The organism is Thiosulfatihalobacter marinus (genome assembly GCF_016019955.1).
Lineage (GTDB): Bacteria > Pseudomonadota > Alphaproteobacteria > Rhodobacterales > Rhodobacteraceae > Shimia > Shimia marinus_A.
In genome coordinates, this window is the sequence record NZ_JAECRZ010000005.1 from 136919 (window position 1) to 155153 (window position 18235).

Annotated in this window: 24 protein-coding genes; 11 read left to right on the top strand and 13 right to left on the bottom strand. The window is 62.6% G+C overall.

The annotated features are described in order from the left end of the window. Nucleotides 1-83: 83 nt before the first annotated feature. A complete protein-coding gene (locus I3253_RS09695; protein WP_197917457.1) occupies nt 84-1367 on the bottom strand; it encodes an NADH:flavin oxidoreductase/NADH oxidase family protein in 1284 nt (427 codons plus the stop codon). Between the two features lie 135 nt (nt 1368-1502). Here I3253_RS09695 and I3253_RS09700 point away from each other — a divergent pair, with 135 nt between their 5' ends. Further along, entirely contained in the window at nt 1503-2036 is a 534-nt protein-coding gene (locus I3253_RS09700) for a prolyl-tRNA synthetase associated domain-containing protein (protein ID WP_197917458.1), read from the top strand. Nucleotides 2037-2145: 109 nt separating this feature from the next. On the opposite strand, the gene I3253_RS09705 is transcribed toward I3253_RS09700, so the two are convergent. Both I3253_RS09705 and I3253_RS09710 read right to left on the bottom strand, forming a co-directional pair. Further along, nucleotides 2146-2496: a DoxX family protein gene (locus I3253_RS09705; protein WP_197917459.1), complete on the bottom strand. Its 351-nt coding sequence runs from the start codon at nt 2494-2496 to the stop codon at nt 2146-2148. Nucleotides 2497-2513: 17 nt separating this feature from the next. After that, nucleotides 2514-3053, bottom strand: a complete 540-nt coding sequence (locus I3253_RS09710) for an FMN-dependent NADH-azoreductase (RefSeq protein WP_197917460.1) — start codon at nt 3051-3053, stop codon at nt 2514-2516. 111 nt (nt 3054-3164) lie between these two features. On the opposite strand from I3253_RS09710, the gene I3253_RS09715 reads away from it, so the two are divergent. Both I3253_RS09715 and I3253_RS09720 read left to right on the top strand, forming a co-directional pair. Beyond that, nucleotides 3165-4046, top strand: coding sequence for a LysR family transcriptional regulator (locus tag I3253_RS09715; RefSeq protein WP_197917461.1), 882 nt, complete (start codon nt 3165-3167; stop codon nt 4044-4046). Then, nucleotides 4043-4924 carry a DMT family transporter gene (locus tag I3253_RS09720; protein WP_197917600.1) on the top strand — a complete coding sequence of 294 codons (882 nt, stop codon included), beginning with the start codon at nt 4043-4045 and terminating at the stop codon, nt 4922-4924. Before I3253_RS09715 ends, I3253_RS09720 begins: the two co-directional genes overlap by 4 nt. Nucleotides 4925-4994: 70 nt before the next feature. On the opposite strand, the gene I3253_RS09725 is transcribed toward I3253_RS09720, so the two are convergent. The 4 genes from I3253_RS09725 to I3253_RS20625 form a co-directional block, all read right to left on the bottom strand. Further along, the gene (locus I3253_RS09725) at nt 4995-5336 is read right to left on the bottom strand and encodes an ArsR/SmtB family transcription factor (protein ID WP_197917462.1); all 342 of its coding nucleotides are present in this window, start codon (nt 5334-5336) and stop codon (nt 4995-4997) included. Between the two features lie 74 nt (nt 5337-5410). Continuing rightward, a complete protein-coding gene (locus I3253_RS09730) occupies nt 5411-6283 on the bottom strand; it encodes a hypothetical protein (RefSeq protein ID WP_197917463.1) in 873 nt (290 codons plus the stop codon). A 138-nt stretch (nt 6284-6421) separates the two neighbouring features. Continuing rightward, nucleotides 6422-7339, bottom strand: coding sequence for a metal-dependent hydrolase family protein (locus I3253_RS09735; RefSeq protein WP_269648534.1), 918 nt, complete (start codon nt 7337-7339; stop codon nt 6422-6424). Next, complete coding sequence (locus I3253_RS20625; RefSeq protein WP_269648536.1) at nt 7336-7773, bottom strand: amidohydrolase family protein; 438 nt, start codon at nt 7771-7773, stop codon at nt 7336-7338. The genes I3253_RS09735 and I3253_RS20625 overlap by 4 nt, the downstream gene beginning before the upstream one ends. Nucleotides 7774-8256: 483 nt before the next feature. Here I3253_RS20625 and I3253_RS09740 point away from each other — a divergent pair, with 483 nt between their 5' ends. The 6 genes from I3253_RS09740 (at nt 8257) to I3253_RS09765 (ending at nt 11345) form a co-directional block, all read left to right on the top strand. Then, on the top strand, nt 8257-8586 hold the full coding sequence (locus tag I3253_RS09740; RefSeq protein ID WP_197917464.1) for an AtpZ/AtpI family protein: 330 nt from the start codon (nt 8257-8259) through the stop codon (nt 8584-8586). Between the two features lie 38 nt (nt 8587-8624). Next, nucleotides 8625-9332 (top strand): F0F1 ATP synthase subunit A, encoded by a 708-nt coding sequence (locus I3253_RS09745; protein ID WP_197917601.1) that lies wholly within the window; start codon nt 8625-8627, stop codon nt 9330-9332. An 86-nt stretch (nt 9333-9418) separates the two neighbouring features. Next, nucleotides 9419-9643 carry a F0F1 ATP synthase subunit C gene (locus I3253_RS09750; RefSeq protein WP_022572950.1) on the top strand — a complete coding sequence of 75 codons (225 nt, stop codon included), beginning with the start codon at nt 9419-9421 and terminating at the stop codon, nt 9641-9643. 84 nt (nt 9644-9727) lie between these two features. Continuing rightward, the gene (locus I3253_RS09755; RefSeq protein WP_197917465.1) at nt 9728-10273 is read left to right on the top strand and encodes a F0F1 ATP synthase subunit B'; all 546 of its coding nucleotides are present in this window, start codon (nt 9728-9730) and stop codon (nt 10271-10273) included. Nucleotides 10274-10277: 4 nt separating this feature from the next. Beyond that, nucleotides 10278-10838, top strand: a complete 561-nt coding sequence (locus I3253_RS09760) for a F0F1 ATP synthase subunit B (protein ID WP_197917466.1) — start codon at nt 10278-10280, stop codon at nt 10836-10838. 144 nt (nt 10839-10982) lie between these two features. Continuing rightward, nucleotides 10983-11345 carry a hypothetical protein gene (locus tag I3253_RS09765; protein ID WP_197917467.1) on the top strand — a complete coding sequence of 121 codons (363 nt, stop codon included), beginning with the start codon at nt 10983-10985 and terminating at the stop codon, nt 11343-11345. 191 nt (nt 11346-11536) lie between these two features. On the opposite strand, the gene I3253_RS09770 is transcribed toward I3253_RS09765, so the two are convergent. Next, entirely contained in the window at nt 11537-12178 is a 642-nt protein-coding gene (locus I3253_RS09770; protein WP_197917468.1) for a ribonuclease T2 family protein, read from the bottom strand. A gap of 132 nt (nt 12179-12310) precedes the next feature. On the opposite strand from I3253_RS09770, the gene I3253_RS09775 reads away from it, so the two are divergent. Continuing rightward, nucleotides 12311-13075, top strand: a complete 765-nt coding sequence (locus I3253_RS09775) for a DUF1013 domain-containing protein (protein WP_197917469.1) — start codon at nt 12311-12313, stop codon at nt 13073-13075. Between the two features lie 156 nt (nt 13076-13231). Here the strand turns inward: I3253_RS09775 and recR are convergent, their stop codons facing one another. The 4 genes from recR to I3253_RS09795 all read right to left on the bottom strand — a co-directional run bounded on the left by recR (nt 13232) and on the right by I3253_RS09795 (nt 16578). Then, nucleotides 13232-13822 (bottom strand): recombination mediator RecR, encoded by a 591-nt coding sequence (gene recR, locus I3253_RS09780; protein WP_197917470.1) that lies wholly within the window; start codon nt 13820-13822, stop codon nt 13232-13234. Between the two features lie 85 nt (nt 13823-13907). Continuing rightward, nucleotides 13908-14252 carry a YbaB/EbfC family nucleoid-associated protein gene (locus I3253_RS09785; protein ID WP_197917471.1) on the bottom strand — a complete coding sequence of 115 codons (345 nt, stop codon included), beginning with the start codon at nt 14250-14252 and terminating at the stop codon, nt 13908-13910. Nucleotides 14253-14321: 69 nt separating this feature from the next. Beyond that, the gene (locus tag I3253_RS09790; protein ID WP_197917472.1) at nt 14322-14801 is read right to left on the bottom strand and encodes a hypothetical protein; all 480 of its coding nucleotides are present in this window, start codon (nt 14799-14801) and stop codon (nt 14322-14324) included. 28 nt (nt 14802-14829) lie between these two features. Continuing rightward, nucleotides 14830-16578 carry a DNA polymerase III subunit gamma/tau gene (locus tag I3253_RS09795; protein WP_197917473.1) on the bottom strand — a complete coding sequence of 583 codons (1749 nt, stop codon included), beginning with the start codon at nt 16576-16578 and terminating at the stop codon, nt 14830-14832. A 246-nt stretch (nt 16579-16824) separates the two neighbouring features. Here I3253_RS09795 and I3253_RS09800 point away from each other — a divergent pair, with 246 nt between their 5' ends. Beyond that, nucleotides 16825-17334, top strand: coding sequence for a protein-tyrosine phosphatase family protein (locus I3253_RS09800; RefSeq protein ID WP_197917474.1), 510 nt, complete (start codon nt 16825-16827; stop codon nt 17332-17334). Nucleotides 17335-17587: 253 nt separating this feature from the next. Here the strand turns inward: I3253_RS09800 and I3253_RS09805 are convergent, their stop codons facing one another. After that, nucleotides 17588-18118, bottom strand: a complete 531-nt coding sequence (locus tag I3253_RS09805) for a c-type cytochrome (RefSeq protein ID WP_197917475.1) — start codon at nt 18116-18118, stop codon at nt 17588-17590. Nucleotides 18119-18235: the final 117 nt, after the last annotated feature.

Genomic DNA, 18235 nt, shown 5'->3' on the forward strand with positions numbered 1-18235 from the left:
CGATCCCGGCCACAAGGCCATGGGACCGGAAGCTTGACAGACTCCCGGAGTTGCGGGGCGGATAGTGGGTTGTGCGGATGGAGTCAAGTGGCGCGGCGGCGCGCGCGCGGCTTTCGGCGCAGGGCGCGGACCGTGCTTTTGCCCAGATAGCCCAGCATGAGCACAAGCGCATTTCGCGACGCGCGCGGCGCGGGTTCCTGTCCGGCGGCCATCCGATCCATCTGCCAGACATAATATTCGACACGGGCCACCGTGTTGACCAGGTTGATCAGCCAGTTTTGCGCGTTGATCCCCCAGGATCCGCGGCCAAGGGTCAGGCCGTCTTCGCTGATGCCGATCCGCTCGGCCTGGCCCGAGATCAGCGCGGCGGCGCCATCGGGGTGGACGCAGATCGGGCGGGCAAGGCCGATCATGTCGATACCGTCTTCGGTCAGGGCCTGTTCCATCGCGGCGCGGCTGCGAAATCCGCCTGTGACCATCAGCGGAATGTCGACCTCGGCCCGGATCTCGCGTGCGTAGTCGAGGAAAAAGGCCTCGCGCGTGCGGGTGCTGTCGCGCTGGGGCGTGGCGGTTGCAAAGCTCATTTCCTCGTAGGTGCCGCCGGAGATTTCCAGCAGGTCGATGCCGTCCTTCTGTAGCCAGCGCGCCACCTGTTTGCATTCGTCCAGCGTGAAGCCGCCTTTCTGGAAATCCGCCGAGTTGAGCTTGACCCCGATCGGGCAATCCGCGCCGACGGCGGTGCGGGTGGCGGCCACTACGGCGCGCAGGAAGCGGGCGCGGTTTTCCAGTGTGCCGCCCCATTCGTCGGTGCGCCGGTTGGTGATCGGCGACAGGAACTGGCTGATGAGATAGCCATGGGCGCCGTGGATCTGTACGCCGTCAAATCCGGCCTTGCGCAGGATGCGGGCGGTTTCGCCATAGCGGCGGATGGCGTCGTGGATATCGTCCGGTGTCATTTCGCGCGGTTTGCCGAACAGGCCGAGCATCCGCAGCTTTTCCGCCGAGGGCGAGAGCGGATGGGCATTGACCACCATTGGGCATTGGCGGCCCGGGTGGCTGATCTGGACCCAGGCCCGTGCGCTGCCGGAGCGGGCGGCATCGGCCCAGGCGGTCAGCCCGGCCAGGTCGCGTTCGTCTTCGACCACGACATTGCCCGGGCGTTCGAGATAGCGCCGGTCCACCATGACATTGCCGGTCACTTGCAGCCCCAGCCCGCCGGCGGCCCAGCGGCGATAGAGCGTGATGTGGCGCTGTGTCGGGTTGTCGGATTTGTCGGCCATCGCTTCGGTCATGGCGCTTTTGCCCAGCCGGTTGGGCAGGGTGGTGCCGTTGGGCAGGGTGAGCGGCTGGCGCAGGGGTGTGGTCATGCTGGGCTTTCGGTGATTTGCTGAGAGGTTCGGGCGACCTTAGCATGGCGATTGACGGCGTGCGCGCAAAGAGTTGGGGCTTGTTGTCGGGTGCACGGACAGGCAGAAACCGGAGTATGGGAAAAGGAGGCGACCATGGACGCTTCAAGTGCGTTTCAGGAGAATTTGCCGATCAGTTCGGACGCCTTGTTGCGCAGGCTGCGCGACTGGGGGTTGGGGTATGAGTTGCACGAGCATGTGCCGTTGCGCACGGTGCAGGAGGCCAAGGCTGTCGAGGCGGCGACGATCGTGCCGGGCGAAAGGGCGCTGCGCATCAAGAACCTGTATCTGCGGGACAAGAAGAAGCGCAACTATCTGGTCACGCTGGAACAGGACCGCGCGGTTGACCTGAAGGGGCTGGGCGCGCGTTTGGGCGTGGGCACGCTGAGTTTCGGCTCGCCGGAACGGTTGATGCAGGTGTTGGGGGTGCGGCCCGGCGCGGTGACGCCTTTGGCAATGATCACCGGTGCGGGAAACGGTGTAAGGTTTTTTCTGGATGGCGCGGCCCGGGACGCGGAGCGGATTTATATGCATCCGCTTGTCAATGACCGTACGGTGGCGATGAGCCGGGCGGATGTGATGACGTTTTTCGAACGGATCGGGGTGACGCCTGAGTGGCTGTTGATTTGAGGGGGGCCAGCCCCCCACATGGAAAATCATGAGATTTTCCATGTTCCCCCCGGGATATTTGGGGCCAAAAGAAGGAAGGGGCGCCCGGACGAGCGGGTGCCCCTTTTGTTCAGGCGCGCAGCGGGGATTGGGCGCGATAGGCATACAGCACATAGGCGGCCAGCAGCCCCAGGACGATGGCGGGCACCGCGGAGGGACCGAGGATCAGGAGATGGGCCAGCACGGCGCCTGTCATGGTGATGACCATAAGCCCGGCGCCGATGAACTGGCGGCCCGGAACCCACAGCAGCACGACGCTGCCCAGTTCGATCAGGGCGGCCGCGTAGCGAAACCACTGGCCGATGCCGATGGTATCGAAGGCGGCGACCATCATGTCGTTGCCGGTCAGCTTGAAGAGGCTTGCCGCGCCGAAGGCGAGAGTCAGCAGGATCCTGGCGGCGAGAAGTGTGTATTTCTGCATTGATCTGTCCTTTCGGGTCAGGCGGCGAGAGCGGTGACGGCGTTGCCGTCCTTGTCGAGGATGGTCACGTCGGTGATACCGACAAAGCCAAGGATGAAGCGCAGATAGGACGAGGCGAAATCGAAATCCGAACCTAGCGGGGTGCCGCCGGTGGCGATGGTGATGATCGCCTTCTTGCCGTTCAGGAGGCCCTGGGGACCGGTTTCGGTGTAGTGAAAGGTCACGCCGGCGCGGCCGATCTGATCGATCCATGCCTTGAGGGAGGCGGGCAGCGCGAAATTGTACATCGCGGTGCCGATCACGATCGTGTCGGCGGCCTGAAGCTCGGCGACGAGCGTGTCGGACAGGGCCAGGGCCGCGTTTTGGGCCGCTGTGCGGTTTTCCGGCGGTGTGAAGGTGGCGGAGGTGAACGTTTCGTCCAGAAAGGGCAGGCCGTCGGCGAGATCGCGGCGGATCACGGTGTCGGCGCCCTGTTCGGCGACGATGGCGGCGGAGGCCTTGCGCGAGGTTGAATCCGCGAAGCGGGCCGAAGCGTCGATATGCAGTAGGGTGGTCATGACGGAAAATCCTGTTTGTGTGGCGTTGTCGTCATGGATGTGGGGCATTGCAAATTCACACACAATGCGAAAAACTGCGCATATAGTGTTGGAATTTGCACAGAGAGAGACATGGAGAACTGGGACGAGGTCCGGACGGCCTATCAGGTGGCGCGATTGGGAACGGTCAGCGGCGCGGCGGATGTGCTGGGGGTGCACCATGCCACGGTGATCCGTCATATCGATGCGCTGGAGGCGCAGCTGGGGGTCAAGCTGTTTCAGCGCCACGCACGTGGCTATACCGCCACCGAGGCCGGGCAGGATCTGATGCGCGTGGCGCAGGCGACGGACGATCAGTTCGGCCAGCTGGAAGGGCGGATCAAGGGGCGCGGCGCCGAAGTATCGGGGGAGCTGGTGATCACGTCTCTGGGAGGATTCGCCGATCTGATCACGCCGATCCTGGCCGATTTTCAGGTGGCGCATCCCGATCTGTTGGTGCGGTTTCTGACCGATGACCGTGTGTTCCGGCTTGAATATGGCGAGGCGCATGTGGCGATCCGTGCGGGCAACCACCCGGAGATGCAGGACAACGTGGCGCAGGAGCTGGTCGATCTGAAGATGGGTCTGTTCGCGAGCAAGGAGTATGTCGAACGCCACGGGGCGCCGGAAACCGAGCAGGATCTGGTGCATCACCGGTTTGTCGGGCATGACAACGAAAACAGCCGAGCGCCGTTCTACGTGTGGCTCAAGGACAGGGTTCCGCGCGAAAACGTGGTGTTTCGCACTACGTCGGATCGGGCGGTGGTGGCCGCGATCCGGGGGGGAGTCGGGCTTGGGTTTACGGCGCTGAATGCCGCCGGTGCCTTTCCCGAGTTGCAGATGGTGCTGCCGCCGCGCCCGGAGTGGTCTTCGCGCATCCGGCTGGTGACGCATGTGGATCTGCACCGCACGGCCAAGGTGCAGGCGTTTTTGAAGTTCCTGAAGGAACGCGCACGGGAATGGCCGGGAACATGAGCGGGGTGGCGCGCGGCCATCTGGCGATGCTGACCTTTTCGGCTCTGGTGGCGGGATCGTTCTCGCTGGGATCGCTGGCGGCCAACGAGATCGCACCGACCGCGCTGAATGCGGTGCGTTTTCTGATCGCGTCGGTTGTCATCGGCTGTGCGGCCTGGGCGTCGCGGCGCATGGCGCGCAGCGCGTTTCAGGCGCCGTGGCGCTATCTGGTGCTGGGCGGGTTGTTCGCGGCCTATTTCGTGCTGATGTTCGAGGGGTTGAAGACGGCGGCGCCGGTGAGCACGGCTGCGGTGTTCACGCTGACGCCGCTGATGTCGGCCGGGTTCGGCTGGATCCTGTTGCGACAGGTCACGACGAAACGCATGGCGGTGGCACTGACCATCGGCGCGGCGGGGGCGGTCTGGGTGATTTTTCGCGCCGATCTTGCGGCGCTGGTGCGGTTTCGCGTGGGGCAGGGGGAGATCTATTATTTCTTCGGCTGCATCGCCCATGCCGCCTATACGCCGATGGTGCGCAAGCTGAACCGGGGCGAGGCGCCGGTGGTGTTCACCTTTGGCATGTTGCTGGCGGGGCTGTTCCTGTTGACGGTCTACGGTTGGGGCGACATACGCGCAACCGATTGGGCCGGATTGCCGACGATCGTGTGGATCACGGTGGTCTATCTGTCGATCTTTGCCAGCGCCGCGACCTTTGTGTTGTTACAGTTCGCCACGCTGCAACTGCCCAGTGCCAAAGTGATGGCCTATACCTATCTGGTGCCAAGCTGGGTGGCGTTGTGGGAGATTGGGCTTGGCCATGGCGCGCCGAATGTCCTGGTGTTGGCGGGGGTGGCGCTGACGGTGGTGGCGTTGTTGCTGTTGTTGCGCAACGAGCATTAGCGGTGCTCTGTCGGGTGCCGCCGCCCCGGGGCACGCGCCCGCCCACCCACCCCGCGTGCCCCGGGGCGGCTCAGGATTCGGGGGGATCGCGCAGTTCCGTTTCCAGAAACCGCTCGAACGCGTCGAGATTGACCGGTTCGAACTGACCGAACCCCTGCATCCACACGCTGGCGGCGCGCAGCGCGTCCGGTTCGAGCTTGCACCATTTAACCCGGCCGCGCTTTTCCTGGGAGATCAGCCCGGCGCGGGAGAGGATCGCGAGATGCTTGGAGATCGCGGCGAGCGAGATGTCGAAAGGGTCTGCCACATCTGTCACCGCCATGTCGTCTTCGAGCAGCATGGTCAGGATCGCGCGGCGTGTGGGATCGGCCAGCGCGGCAAAGACAGTATCAAGGGCAGATGTATCGGTCACAGTTTCGCCTAAGCGAAAAGGGGCGGCGCGGTCAAGTCGCCGCGCCCAACCCCGGTATCACAAGACAGGTATCTTCAGAAGTTCAGCACCTTGTAGCCGACCTGAACCGACCAGTCCGCCGGAGCATCGCCGCCAAACAGGACACCTGGTTTGATGAAAACCTGTCCGTCGCCACCAAATGCCCGGCCAGTCAGCATGCCAAATGTGACCTGAAGGCTGCCAAAGGTGTCGTTGTTTTCCCAGTCATGAATGATGGCTGGGTCAAACGTCATGTAATATTTGGAATTGGCCAGCTTGGGGACATAGTAGAAATCGACTGTGGTGGTGTTGACATCTACGCCGCTGCTGTTGCCGCCTTCCAGGCCGAATGTCTGAACCCAGGCCGGTGCAAAGATCGACCCGTTGTCGAGGAACCACGCGTAAAACAGCGTCGTTTCCATTGCGTATTGGCCGTACCCGGACGTGGCCGTTTCCGCGGTGTCTAGGAACAACTCTGCGGTGAACGCCGCGCCGTTCCTTTCCGTCAGGTGAAACACGTCGATATAGGTCAGGCTGATGTCGCCCAGGCGCATTTCGTCTCCGCCGAGCCCTGTTGCGCTGTTGGCACCGGAGGGGCCGCCGAAATTGGGGGCGCGGTTGAAGGGGCTGTCGGACACGGGCAGCGTAAAGCGAAAAGCCTTGCTGCCGTCGCCAATGGGCTTGGTGTAGAACAGCTCCAAAAGGCCGGTATTCAGCGTCGAATTGATCTGGTTGTATTGATACTGCATCCCCATTTGCGTGGTGAGCAGGGTCGGGTTGGTCCCGTTGTTGATCTCTTCCACGGCCTCCTGAACCTGGTTCAGGTTAGAGCCGTCCTGGGCGTTGGCTGTGGGGACAATCGCCATGTAAACCGACAAGGCGACGGCAAGGTTGGTCAGGGTCGCCAAGAGTGACGGAAGCTTTTTCACTTTGGTCTCCAGAGATGGAAATGCACCTTGGGAACTGGCCAAGGGCGCGAAATGGCTGAAGGCGTGCGCCGTGGCGTGCGGGAACGTACCGTACGCAATATCGCGCCGCAACCATGGTGGCCGCGCCGCGATCAGGATTTAGTCAAGCGCGGTCTTGTAGATCACGCCGTCCTTCATGATCAGGTCGAAATTGCCATGCGGATCCGCGAGCAGATTGATATTTTCCAGCGGATTGCCGTTTACGAGGATCAGATCGGCATAGGCGCCTTCCGCGATCACGCCCAGCGGGCCCTGTTGATACGGGTGGCGCGGGCCGGAGAGGGCCAGCAATTCGGCGTTGGTCGAGGTGGCCATCTTCAGGATCTCGAATGGCGTATACCAGCGTTGCAGCTTGGCGAGGAAGGCTCCCTGTCGTTCAGCCAGCCTGGGGTCGAACAGGATGTCGGTGCCAAAAGCGACTTTCACGCCGATCTCCTTGGCCAGCGTATAGGTCTGGTCCGTTCCATTGGTGACATCGATCCATTTCTGCTGGCTGGTTGGATCGTCAAAGGAAAAACCGTCTTCGTCATCCAAAAGCGGCTGTACCGACAGCCAGACATCGAATTCCTTCATCATTTCCATTGTTTCGCGACTCATCAGGAAGCCGTGTTCGACAGACTTGATGCCGGCCTTGATCGCTGTCTGCACGGCGGCATCGGAAAACAGGTGCGAGGCGACATAGGTGTTGTAAGTCTCGGCCACTTCGACAAAGGCCTTCAGTTCCTCAAACGTGTATTGGCTGACATCCAGCGGGTCATAGACAGAGGACACGCCGCCGCCACCGGAGATCTTGAGCTGGGTGGCGCCCATGCGCATGACCTCGCGGGATCGCTTGATCACATCTGGTACGCCGTCGGCCATTGCCATGAGACCGGTTGCGTACCAGTACCACTGGCTGTCGCCCGGGTTGGTGGGCACGGATTGATAGGGACGATAGTCGAAATGGCCACCGGTCTGGCCAATGGGTGGACCCGAGGGCAGGATTCGCGGGCCGATCAGTTCGCCGGCGTCGATCATTTTTTTCGTGGCAAAGGGTTGCCGCCCACGTCGCGCACCGAGGTAAAGCCCCGCATCAAGGTGGCCTCGGCCCCTTTGGCACCACGGATGGCGACTTCCAGAATGTCACCCGTCACCACGGTGCTTTGGGCGGTGCAGCAATACGAGACATGCCAGTGTACATCGATCAGACCGGGTATCATCGTGCGCCCGCCACCATCGATCACGGTGGCGCCCGCGACGGCCAGCGGCTCTGTCGAGATGGCGCTGATAAGGTTGCCTGTGACCACGACATTCGCATTCTCGATCATGGTTTCGTTCACGCCGTCGAATACGTTGACGTTGGTGAACAGCGTCGGCAGATCCTCGGCGGCGTGGGCGCCCGACGCAAATAGCGCGGCCGCGGCAATTCCGGCGCTGGCGGTTCTTCCGAGAGAATGGAAAAGCGAAGACATGAATTGGCTCCTTGTCGTGATCTTGTCGCGTCCGGCATGAACCGGCAATGAATGTCTGGTCAACAGCTGGCCGGGAAAGGCCGGGCGGTTTGCGAAAGTTCGTTTCCCTTACCGAACATCCGAACCTGTGCATCCGAACCCGTGCGGGTTCTGGTTTGCATCAAGGGCGGTGTCCCGGACGGCTTGGGAACGCGTTAATTGCGTGACAGTGCCAAATGGCGTTCAGCGACGCAACCGTTGCCAGCGTGACAACAAGGCTGGCGTGGCGTCACGCGAACAAGATTCAACCGGATCGTTGAATATGGGAAATCAGCGCAAATCGGCCCCGGGCACCCTGCGACGGAATCTCCCCTGCGGTGGATGGGCGCTTTTTTATGAATTTTTTCAGAAGGTTGGCGCGCCGTATGTGGCTCTGTCTTGCGCATTGACTCGGGGCTTTGCGCACCGTAGCAATGCGCCAACGTCAGCAGGGGGCAATCGCGCGTGACCGACCCGGACCAGAAAGATCGCATGAAGCGTCTGGAGGACCGGATCGAGGCGGCCCGCAAGGCCCAGGCCCCGACGCCCCGCGTTGACGAGCACTATTCGGCGGCCAATCTGGCCTGGCGCATGGTGATTGAACTGGTGGCCGGTCTTGGGATCGGTTTTGGCATCGGATACGGGCTGGACCTGCTGTTTGGCACCCTGCCCATCCTGATGGTGCTGTTTACAATGCTGGGTCTGGCCGCGGGTATCAAGACGATGCTGCGCAGCGCCAAGGAGATCCAGGACGCACAAGCGGCCGAGGCGGCCGGGAAAAATGAGAGGGATTGAACGTGGCAGTCGATAAAAGCGGTCTGGTTTTCAAGCCGATGGATCAGTTCGTCGTGAAGCCCCTTTTTGGTGGTGATCATGTTGGCTTGTTCACCGTCACCAACGTGACATTCTGGATGGCGCTGGCCGTGGTTGCCGTTGTCGCCATGATGGTGCTGGGCACCCGGCGCCGCGCGATCGTGCCAAGCCGTGGTCAGTCCGTCGCGGAACTGGCCTATGGCTTTATCTACAAGATGGTCGAGGACGTGGCCGGCAAGGATGCGGTCAAGTTCTTTCCCTACGTGATGACGCTGTTCATGTTCATCGTCATGGCCAACTTCCTTGGCCTGTTGCCGATGTCGTTCACGACCACGTCGCAATTCGCGGTGACGGTGGTTCTGGCGCTGATGGTGTTCGTGACGGTGACAGTCGTTGGGTTCGTCAAGAACGGCACCGCGTTCCTGGGTCTGTTCTGGGTGACGAGCGCGCCGCTGGCGCTGCGTCCGGTCCTGGCGATCATCGAACTGATTTCCTATTTTGTCCGCCCGGTCAGCCATTCCATTCGTCTTGCGGGCAACCTGATGGCGGGCCATGCGGTGGTCAAGGTGTTCGCGGGCTTTGCCGCGATTGCCGCTGTCAGCCCGATTTCGGTGGTGGCTATCACCGCGATGCTTGGGCTGGAGACCCTGGTGGCCTTTATCCAGGCCTACGTGTTCACGATCCTGACCTGTGTTTATCTGAAGGACGCATTGCATCCGTCGCACTAAGGGCGGTGCGTGACATCACGCACCCTACCGCAGGTCGCAACCTCATCACTTTGAATTCCAACTTCCAATCGTAAGGAGATACCCCAATGGAAGGTCAACTCGCACATATCGGCGCAGGTCTCGCAGCAATCGGTTCGGGCGCAGCCGCAATCGGTGTGGGCAACGTGGCAGGCAACTACCTGGCCGGCGCCCTGCGCAACCCCTCGGCAGCTGCTTCGCAGACCGCCACCCTGTTCATCGGTATCGCATTCGCGGAAGCACTGGGCATCTTCTCGTTCCTGGTCGCACTTCTGCTGATGTTCGCTGTATAAGCCTTACTGAACTTGTATCCTTACGGCCGGGTGGTGGTGTAATCCCCCACCCGGTGTAACCGGAAGTTCACGAAGGAGGGCGCCATGGCGACCGACATCACAAAGGTTTCAAGCCACAACGCTGAAGCCGCCGCCTCTGCACCGGGCATGCCGCAGCTCGATTTCTCGAACTGGGGCAACCAGATTTTCTGGCTTCTGATCACGCTGGTCGTGATCTACCTTGTCCTGTCGCGCATTGCGCTGCCGCGCATCGCCGCCGTTCTGGCCGAGCGCCAGGGGACCATCACGAATGATATTGCCGCAGCCGAAGAGCTGAAGGCGAAGGCTGTCGAAGCTGAAGACGCCTATAACAAGGCTCTGGCCGAGGCGCGCGCCGAGGCGCAGCGGATCGTGGCCGAGGCCAAGGCCGAGATCCAGGCTGATCTGGATGCGGCGACCGAAAAGGCCGACGCAGAGATTTCCGCCAAAGCCGCCGAATCGGAGAAGGCAATTTCGGAAATCCGTGCCGGTGCGCTGGAAAGCATCAAGGACGTGGCCAACGACACGGCCGTTGCTCTTGTGGCTGCTCTGGGAACCCAGGCGAAAGAAGCCGACGTGACCAAAGCCGTCGCCACACGGATGAAAGGGTAAGCCAATGCGCAAACTGACGACAGTCGCCGCCCTGCTGGCCGCCAGCCCGGCCTTTGCCGCGCCCGGCACGCCGTTCTTTTCGCTGAAGAACACCGATTTCATCGTGGTGCTGGCGTTCCTGCTGTTCATCGCGGTGCTGGTCTATTTCAAGGTCCCCAGCTTGCTGGCCGGAATGCTGGACAAGCGTGCGGAAGGCATTCAGTCGGACCTGGACGAGGCGCGCGCGCTGCGTGAGGAGGCCCAGACCGTTCTGGCGTCCTATGAGCGCAAGCAAAAGGAAGTGCAGGAACAGGCCGATCGCATCGTTGAACATGCCAAGGCCGAAGCCGCCACCGCTGCCGAACTGGCCAAGGCGGACCTGGCCAAGTCCATCGCGCGCCGTCTGGCCGCGGCGGAAGACCAGATCGCTTCTGCCCAGGCCGCCGCGGTCAAGGAAGTACGCGATCAGGCTATCGTGGTTGCCATCGGTGCGGCCCGGGATGTGATCGCCAAGCAGATGACGGCAGCCGATGCCAACAAGCTGATCGAGGCGGGCATTTCCGAAGCCGACGCCAAACTGCACTGAGCCGTGTCGCAATCGCACGCAAAAACCCGGCCAATTGGCCGGGTTTTTTTGTGCTGTGCCCAGTTCCTGCCAAAATTTCGTGATGTCTTGCGGGCCGATCGCAGCGCCGGGGAGGATCACATGCGCAGGATGGTGATATCTGGAATGGCAGGATTGGCAGGTCTGGCCGGGTGTGCGGGCACCACTTTGGTCACGACGCAACCCGCCGAGGCAACGCCACGCGAATTGTTTTGGGCCAAGAATACACTTGCCGAGCAAACTCTGGATCCGGGCGCGGCCCGATTTCGCGACCTGTATGTGGCGGACCTTGGCAATGGTGATCGGGTGTATTGCGGTGAGATGAACGCAGGAAACGGCGTTGGCGGGTTCCAGGGGTTTCAGCCGTTCTATATGCGTCAGGGAAAGGGCGTGGTGAAGGCGTTGAACCAGGGCGCGGAGCGCGCCGCGTTTTCGGCGGAGAAATGTGCCGAGGCGAAATCGGGCGCACTGCGGATCAACGAGGGTTGACCCGCCTGCGGGAAGCAGGGCCGAATCGCCGGGGCCGCGACAATGCCAGGAAATGCTGACCTACTGCATTGAAAGGTTTTGCCGTGGTGGACGCATGGATGCGATACCGGCCGTCGTTGTTGCGGGGCAGATTATCTGAAAGCGGACGTGCCCGGCGGCGCAGGGCGGGGGATCTTGGCAACGTCGCGCGGTCAGCGGACCGGTTCAAACCGGGCATTTCCAAGCGAGCAATCCTTGATCACATCGCGCCCGCAGGCGACCGGATCGAGGTTTTTTGACAGGCAGACGCGCGCTTCCTGGATGTATCCGTCCCGGCAGGTGATGGTCAGCATGTCCTTGTCCAGTTGGGGGTTGGCCTTGAGAAACGCCTCTTCCACGATTGCGGCGGGCAGGCGCACGGGCTTGTCGAGCCGCCGAAAGACCTCTGGCCGGTTGATGCTGTCATAGGCGGTGCGGGACAGGGTGAAATAGTCTTCTGCCGGCAGGCCCGTGCAACGGCCATGTTTCTTCCACTGATACCAAGCCAGGCCGGCGGTGCCCATGATATCGGTCATCCCCTCGGTCACGCCGCGCGGCGGGTTGCGTTGGGTCGTGCGGCAAAAGGCGGGCCAGCCGCGATCGTATTGCGGCCACAGCCCGTGCAGTACCCAGCCCCGGTCCTGACGCGGATCGCATTGCGGTGATTGGCGCGCATCGCCCTCCAATGCGCACCAGTTGGGCGACCAGCTTAGGGCCAGCACGTAATAATCGAACGCGCCGGCCGGATCGCCGTCGGCCCGGGCAGGGGAGGTGCCCATGATCAGGGCCAGCAGCATGGTGCCAAGGATGCGCATTCACTCTTTCCTTATCGGTTTGGGAACACTATATAGGCGCCAAGTTCCCCGACAACGGAAACTCGCATCTGGTTCCAGATGCCGCCTGCAAGGTCAGGCAGCGGGGAAGATTTGGGTTAAGGAGAGAAGCATATGTCAAAATTGCTGCACCCCAAGGCCACCGCTGTCTGGCTGGTGGACAACACGACGATCAGCTTCAAGCAGATCGCGGATTTCGTGGGCATGCACGAGCTGGAGGTTCAGGGGATTGCCGATGGCGACGTGGCCACCGGGGTCAAGGGGTTTGACCCGGTTGCCAACAGCCAGCTAACCCAGGAAGAGATCGATCAGGCCGAGAAGAATCCGCTCTACAAGATGAAGCTCAAGTTCAATGCGGCCGCGCAGGGCGAGGAAAAACGCCGTGGTCCGCGCTATACGCCATTGTCCAAGCGGCAGGATCGTCCGGCGTCGATCCTGTGGCTGGTGAAGTTTCACCCGGAACTGAGCGACGGCCAGATCAGCAAGCTGGTGGGCACCACCAAGCCGACGATCCAGGCGATCCGCGAGCGGACCCATTGGAACATCGCCAATATCCAGCCGATCGACCCGGTGGCGCTGGGTCTGTGCAAACAGTCCGAGCTGGACGCGGTCGTGCAGAAAGCCGCCGCCAAGAAGGCCGCCGAGGGCGAGGTCATGAATGACGACGAGCGCCGCAAGCTGGTCTCGACCGAGCAGTCGCTGGAGATGGACGCCGAACCCCGGATCCCGACCGCCATCGAAGGGCTGGAAACCTTCAGCCTGAGCGATGACAGGGATGACGAGGAAGACAAGCGTTCCGACCAAGATTACCGCGACGCGGACAGCTTCTTCAACCTGCCCGGTGGCGATGACGAGGAAGAAGACGAACAGCCGCGCTGACGACGCGCGATGCAAATGAAGTTGGCCGCCCCGTTTCGGGCGGCCTTTTTCGTTTCGGCATAGGCCCCGGGTGTGATCGCAGGCTCAGCTTGCTGAGCCGGGCCCAACGCTTTGTCGGGCAGCTTTGCTGCCTGTCAAAGGGGCGGGAGCCGTTCGTTACAGGGGTTTGCGCGCCTTCAGGGCGGCGCTGATCGTGCCTTCGTCGAGATAGTCCAGCTCGCCACCCACCGGGACGCCCTGGGCCAGGGAGGTCAGCCGCACGCGATCTTCCAGCTGGTCGACGATGTAATGGGCCGTGGTTTGCCCGTCCACGGTGGCGTTCAGCGCCAGGATCACTTCGGTGATGTTCTCGCTGGTGACCCTGTCAAGCAGCCGGGGGATGGAGAGGTCTTCGGGGCCGACCCCTTCGAGCGCGGACAACGTTCCGCCCAGTACGTGGTACCGCCCTTTGAAGACGCCGGCACGCTCCATCGCCCAAAGATCCGAGACATCCTCGACCACACAGATTTCGCCCGTGGCGCGTTTGTCGGACTGGCAGATGTCACAGATTTCGCGGGTGCCGACATTGCCGCAGTTCAGGCATTCGCGCGCCGTCAGCGCGACCTGTTGCATCGCCTCTGCCAGCGGCGTCAGCAAGAGGGCGCGTTTGCGGATCAGGTGCAGCACCGCGCGCCGCGCCGAGCGCGGCCCCAGACCGGGAAGCCGGGCCATCATCTCGATCAGAGTGTCAATTTCCGACTGGCTCATGTGATGCCCCATGCCCTGCGGCGCGCCGGTGGGACGCGCCGGATTTTGAGTATTTTCAGCAAGATGAAGGGCAGGATGCGCAAACCTAGAAGGGCAGCTTGATGTCCTTGGGCAGGCCAAGGCTTTCGGCAATGCCGTTCAGTTCCTGCTGTGCGCGTTCGGCGGCCTTGGTCTGGGCGTCCTTGATGGCGGCGAGGATCAGGTCTTCGACCACTTCCTTGTCATCGCCGTTGAAGATCGACGGGTCGATATCCAGCCCCTTGAGTTCGCCCTTGGCCGAGGCGGTCGCCTTGACAAGTCCGGCGCCGCTTTGGCCTGTGACCATGATAGTGTGCAGTTCGTCCTGCATTTCGGACATCTTGGCCTGCATTTCCTGGGCCTGTTTCATCATCTTGGCCATGTCGCCAAGATTGCCGAGTCCCTTGAGCATGTCGGTTCTCCTGAATGTGGTTTCGAGGTTTAGATACGGGGGCGGGGGCGTGGGAACAAGGGGGCACGCTCAACTGGCGGCAAGCAGAACGGCGGCGACGGAAACGGCGGTTGATACCACGATGATGATCCAGTGTCCGGTTGCAATGGAATACCAATAGGTGTCACGCCCTTTCTTGCCTTCGCGGAATACGTTGAAGTGATCGATGGTTATGTCGCGGAAATCTCCGCCAACGCGGTGGCGGATTTCGGCCACGGTGCGGCGGTGGCTGAAGAGTTCCTGCTGGAAACCGGAAAGGAGGTACAGCCCGACACCGCCGATCAGCAGGGGCACCGCGAAGAAATAGATTTCGAATTCGACCTCCCGGAGGGCCACGAAGCCGACGACGAGGGCCTGAAGGGTGACGATCCAGCGGCAGAGATCGAAAATCGAGCGTTTCCGGTCCCAGATTGCGGTCACAAAATCCCAGTAGAGCAGCTCGAACTGTTTTTCGCGACTGAGTGGCGGGTCGGTTTCGGGTGTCGCGGGGGCAGGGGGAATGGTTGACATTGCGCGCCTCGGGTTGCGGTGAAAGACCTCAGTCTTCTTCGAAGGGATCCCATTCGTCTTCGACTTCGGGCAGTGCCTCGGCCATGGCTTCGGCGGCGATGTCCTTTTGGGTGCGGATCTCGGCGATCTCGGCCTTTGGGAAAACCGACAGCACGGCCTGTACCATGGGGTGGGCGCGGGCTGCGTCCTTGCGGGCGTGGTGTTCGGCGTTGCGGATTTCGTCGATGGTTTTGCCACCGCCTTCGTTCACGACGATCACCGCCCAGCGGTTGCCGGTCCAGCGTTGCAGGGCGGTGCCCAGCCTTTGCGAGAAATCGCGGGGTGCGTCTTGGGTGGGTTCAAATTCGATCCGGCCGGGCGCATAGGACACCAGGCGGATGTATTTTTCGACTTCGACACCGAGCACGCCGTCGCGGTTGCGGCGGATGAGTTCGATCACGTGCTCGAAGGTGGCATAGCGGGCGAGTGCGTTTTCGGCATCCGTGGCCAGCGCGGTGGCCGCGCCGCCGCTGCCGCCCGACGTTGCCCCCCCGCCGGACTGCGCCGACAGGCCCTGGCCGCCGTTTCCAGGCGCCGCGCCGCCGCCGCCATCTGGTGTTGTCGGTGGGCGAGGCGTGTCCTGGAGTTTGCGCACCAGGTCTTCGGGGCTGGGAAGGTCGGCCACATGGGTCAGGCGGATGATAGCCATCTCGGCGGCCATCATGGCGTTGGGCGCGCTGGCGACTTCGTCCAATGACTTGAGCAGCATCTGCCACATGCGGGTAAGTACGCGCATGGGCAGGGTGTTGGCCATGGTCTGGCCGCGGACACGCTCGTCGGGCGACACGGTGGGATCGTCGGCGGCGACCGGCGTGACCTTGACCACCGAGACCCAGTGGGTGATTTCGGCCAGATCGCGCAGCACGGCCATGGGATCGGCGCCGTCGGCATATTGCGCGGACAATTCGCCCAGCGCGCCGCTGGCATCGCCGCGCAGGATCATGTCGAACAGGTCAAGCACCCGGCCCCGATCGGCCAGCCCCAGCATGGCGCGGACCTGTTGGGCGGTGGTTTCCCCAGCGCCGTGGCTGATCGCCTGATCCAGCAACGAGGTGGCGTCGCGGGCCGAGCCTTCGGCGGCGCGGGTGATCATGGCCAGCGCGTCATCAGCGATTTCAGCGCCTTCCGCGGCGGCGATGCGGCGCAGCATGGCGATCATGTCTTCGGGTTCGATGCGACGCAGGTCGAAACGCTGGCAGCGCGACAGCACCGTGACCGGCACCTTGCGGATTTCGGTGGTCGCGAAGATGAACTTCACATGCGCGGGCGGTTCCTCCAGCGTCTTGAGCAGCGCGTTGAAAGCGTTGTTCGAGAGCATGTGCACTTCGTCGATGATATAGATCTTGTATCGCGCCGAGGCGGCACGATAATGAACGGAATCAATGATTTCGCGGATGTCGCCCACGCCGGTGCGCGAGGCGGCGTCCATCTCCATCACGTCGACATGGCGGCCTTCCATGATCGCGACGCAGTGTTCGCACTGGCCGCAGGGATCGGTGGTGGGGCCGCCGGTTCCATCGGGGCCGACACAGTTCATGCCTTTGGCGATGATCCGTGCGGTGGTGGTTTTGCCGGTGCCCCGGATGCCCGTCATGATAAAGGCCTGGGCGATCCGGTCGGCGGCAAAGGCGTTTTTCAGGGTGCGCACCATGGCATCCTGCCCGACCAGATCAGCAAAGGTTTCGGGGCGGTACTTGCGCGCGAGAACCTGGTAGGCGGGGGAAGGGGTGTCGCTCATTTTGGGCCTTTGTGCGGGATTCGGACGGTCTGTGAGACAGTAGGGGGCGGGGCGGGGCAGGTCCAGCCCGGAGCGGGCCGGGGATTGCGCGGACGGAGACTGGCAAAACACGGAAGGCGCGCGCGCGGGCGGTGATGTTGATGGGGGCGTGCTTGGCATTTTCGCGCGGCCTGTCACAGTGGTACATGGCAGAGGGTGCGGCGCGGGGTTTCCGAGGCAAGCAGGAGCGCCTTGGGGAGACAAGAAATGGCGTTTGAGATCAGTGATTTGAAGGTAGGCTCTGGGCGGCTGGGCCTGGGCCCGCTGCCCGGCGCGGATGGTGATTTCGCCCAGGATTTCGCACGGCTTACGGGATGGGCGCCGGGGCTGGTGATCAGCATGACGGAGACTGAAGAGATGCACCGGGCCGGCGCGGCGGGGCTGGGCGCGGCGCTGGCGGGGGCCGGCATTGACTGGGTGCACCTGCCGATCCGCGATTTTGGCGCCCCGGATGCGGGGACCGGGGCGCGCTGGCCGGAGATATCGCCACGGGTGCACGCCCTGCTGGACAGGGGCGGGCGGGGGCTGGTGCATTGCAGGGGCGGGTGCGGGCGGTCGGGGATGATCGTGCTGCGGCTGATGGTGGAGCGCGGCGAAGATCCCGAAGCGGCGCTGGCGCGGCTGCGCGCGGTGCGGCCCTGTGCGGTAGAGACCGACGCGCAGCGGAACTGGGCGATTTCGCACCGGTCGGGCGCGCGCGGCGATTCGACAGGTTAACGGCGTTGTTGTGCAGGGATCTGCGTGTTGGTATCACGTCGGTATTGCGTTGGTATCGCGTCGGTTGGCGCGTCTGGGAAGGCGAAGATTAAGCCACCGTGCGCAAGGGGGTGTCAGGAAAGATTAACAGTTGGTTTCGAAAGCCGCGCGCTTTGGCAAGCGGCGACGCGCGGTCCGTCGCGGGGCAGGGTGCGGGCACAAGAAAGGCCGCTGCGGCGCGCAGCGGCCTTTCGGGAATCGGTGCCAATGGGGATCAGTCGTCGAGGCTGTCCAGATAGGCGATCAGGTTGGCGCGGTCGGTTGCCTTTTTCAGGCCCGAGAACGTCATCTTGGTGCCGGGCGCAAATCCTTTGGGGTTGGCCAGGAACCCGTCCAGGTTTTCGGGGGTCCAGGTATCGGCCACGGCCACAAGGTTGCCGGAATAGCCATAACCTTCCACCGAACCGACGGCCCGGCCGACGACGCCGTAAAGATACGGGCCGGTGGCGTTTTCGCCAGCGTTGACCTTGTGGCACGCCTTGCACTTGCTGTAGACCTTGGCGCCTTTTTCGATGTCGGCCGCAGCCAGCAACTCTTCCAGGCTGGGGCCGTCCTCGACTTCGGCCTCGGCGGAGGAGTCATTGCCCTCTACCTCGATCGTATAGGCCTGCTTGGCATAGCCTTCGCCTTTGCCCTTGGGACCGGTGTGGTAAAGCGATTCGGCGGCCCAAGCGCCCAACAGGTAAATCAGCAGGGCACCACAGAAAGCGCCCAGGACTTTTGTCAGTGTCATCGTGTCGAACATGCTACGTTTCCATCTCGTGGCGTTTGCGGGGTATCTATCCGCTTCCCCTAAGTGATGGCAAGGTATAGTTACCGCGACCAAACGCCCAAGCGGCGAGAAAAAGGCGGAAATGACCGA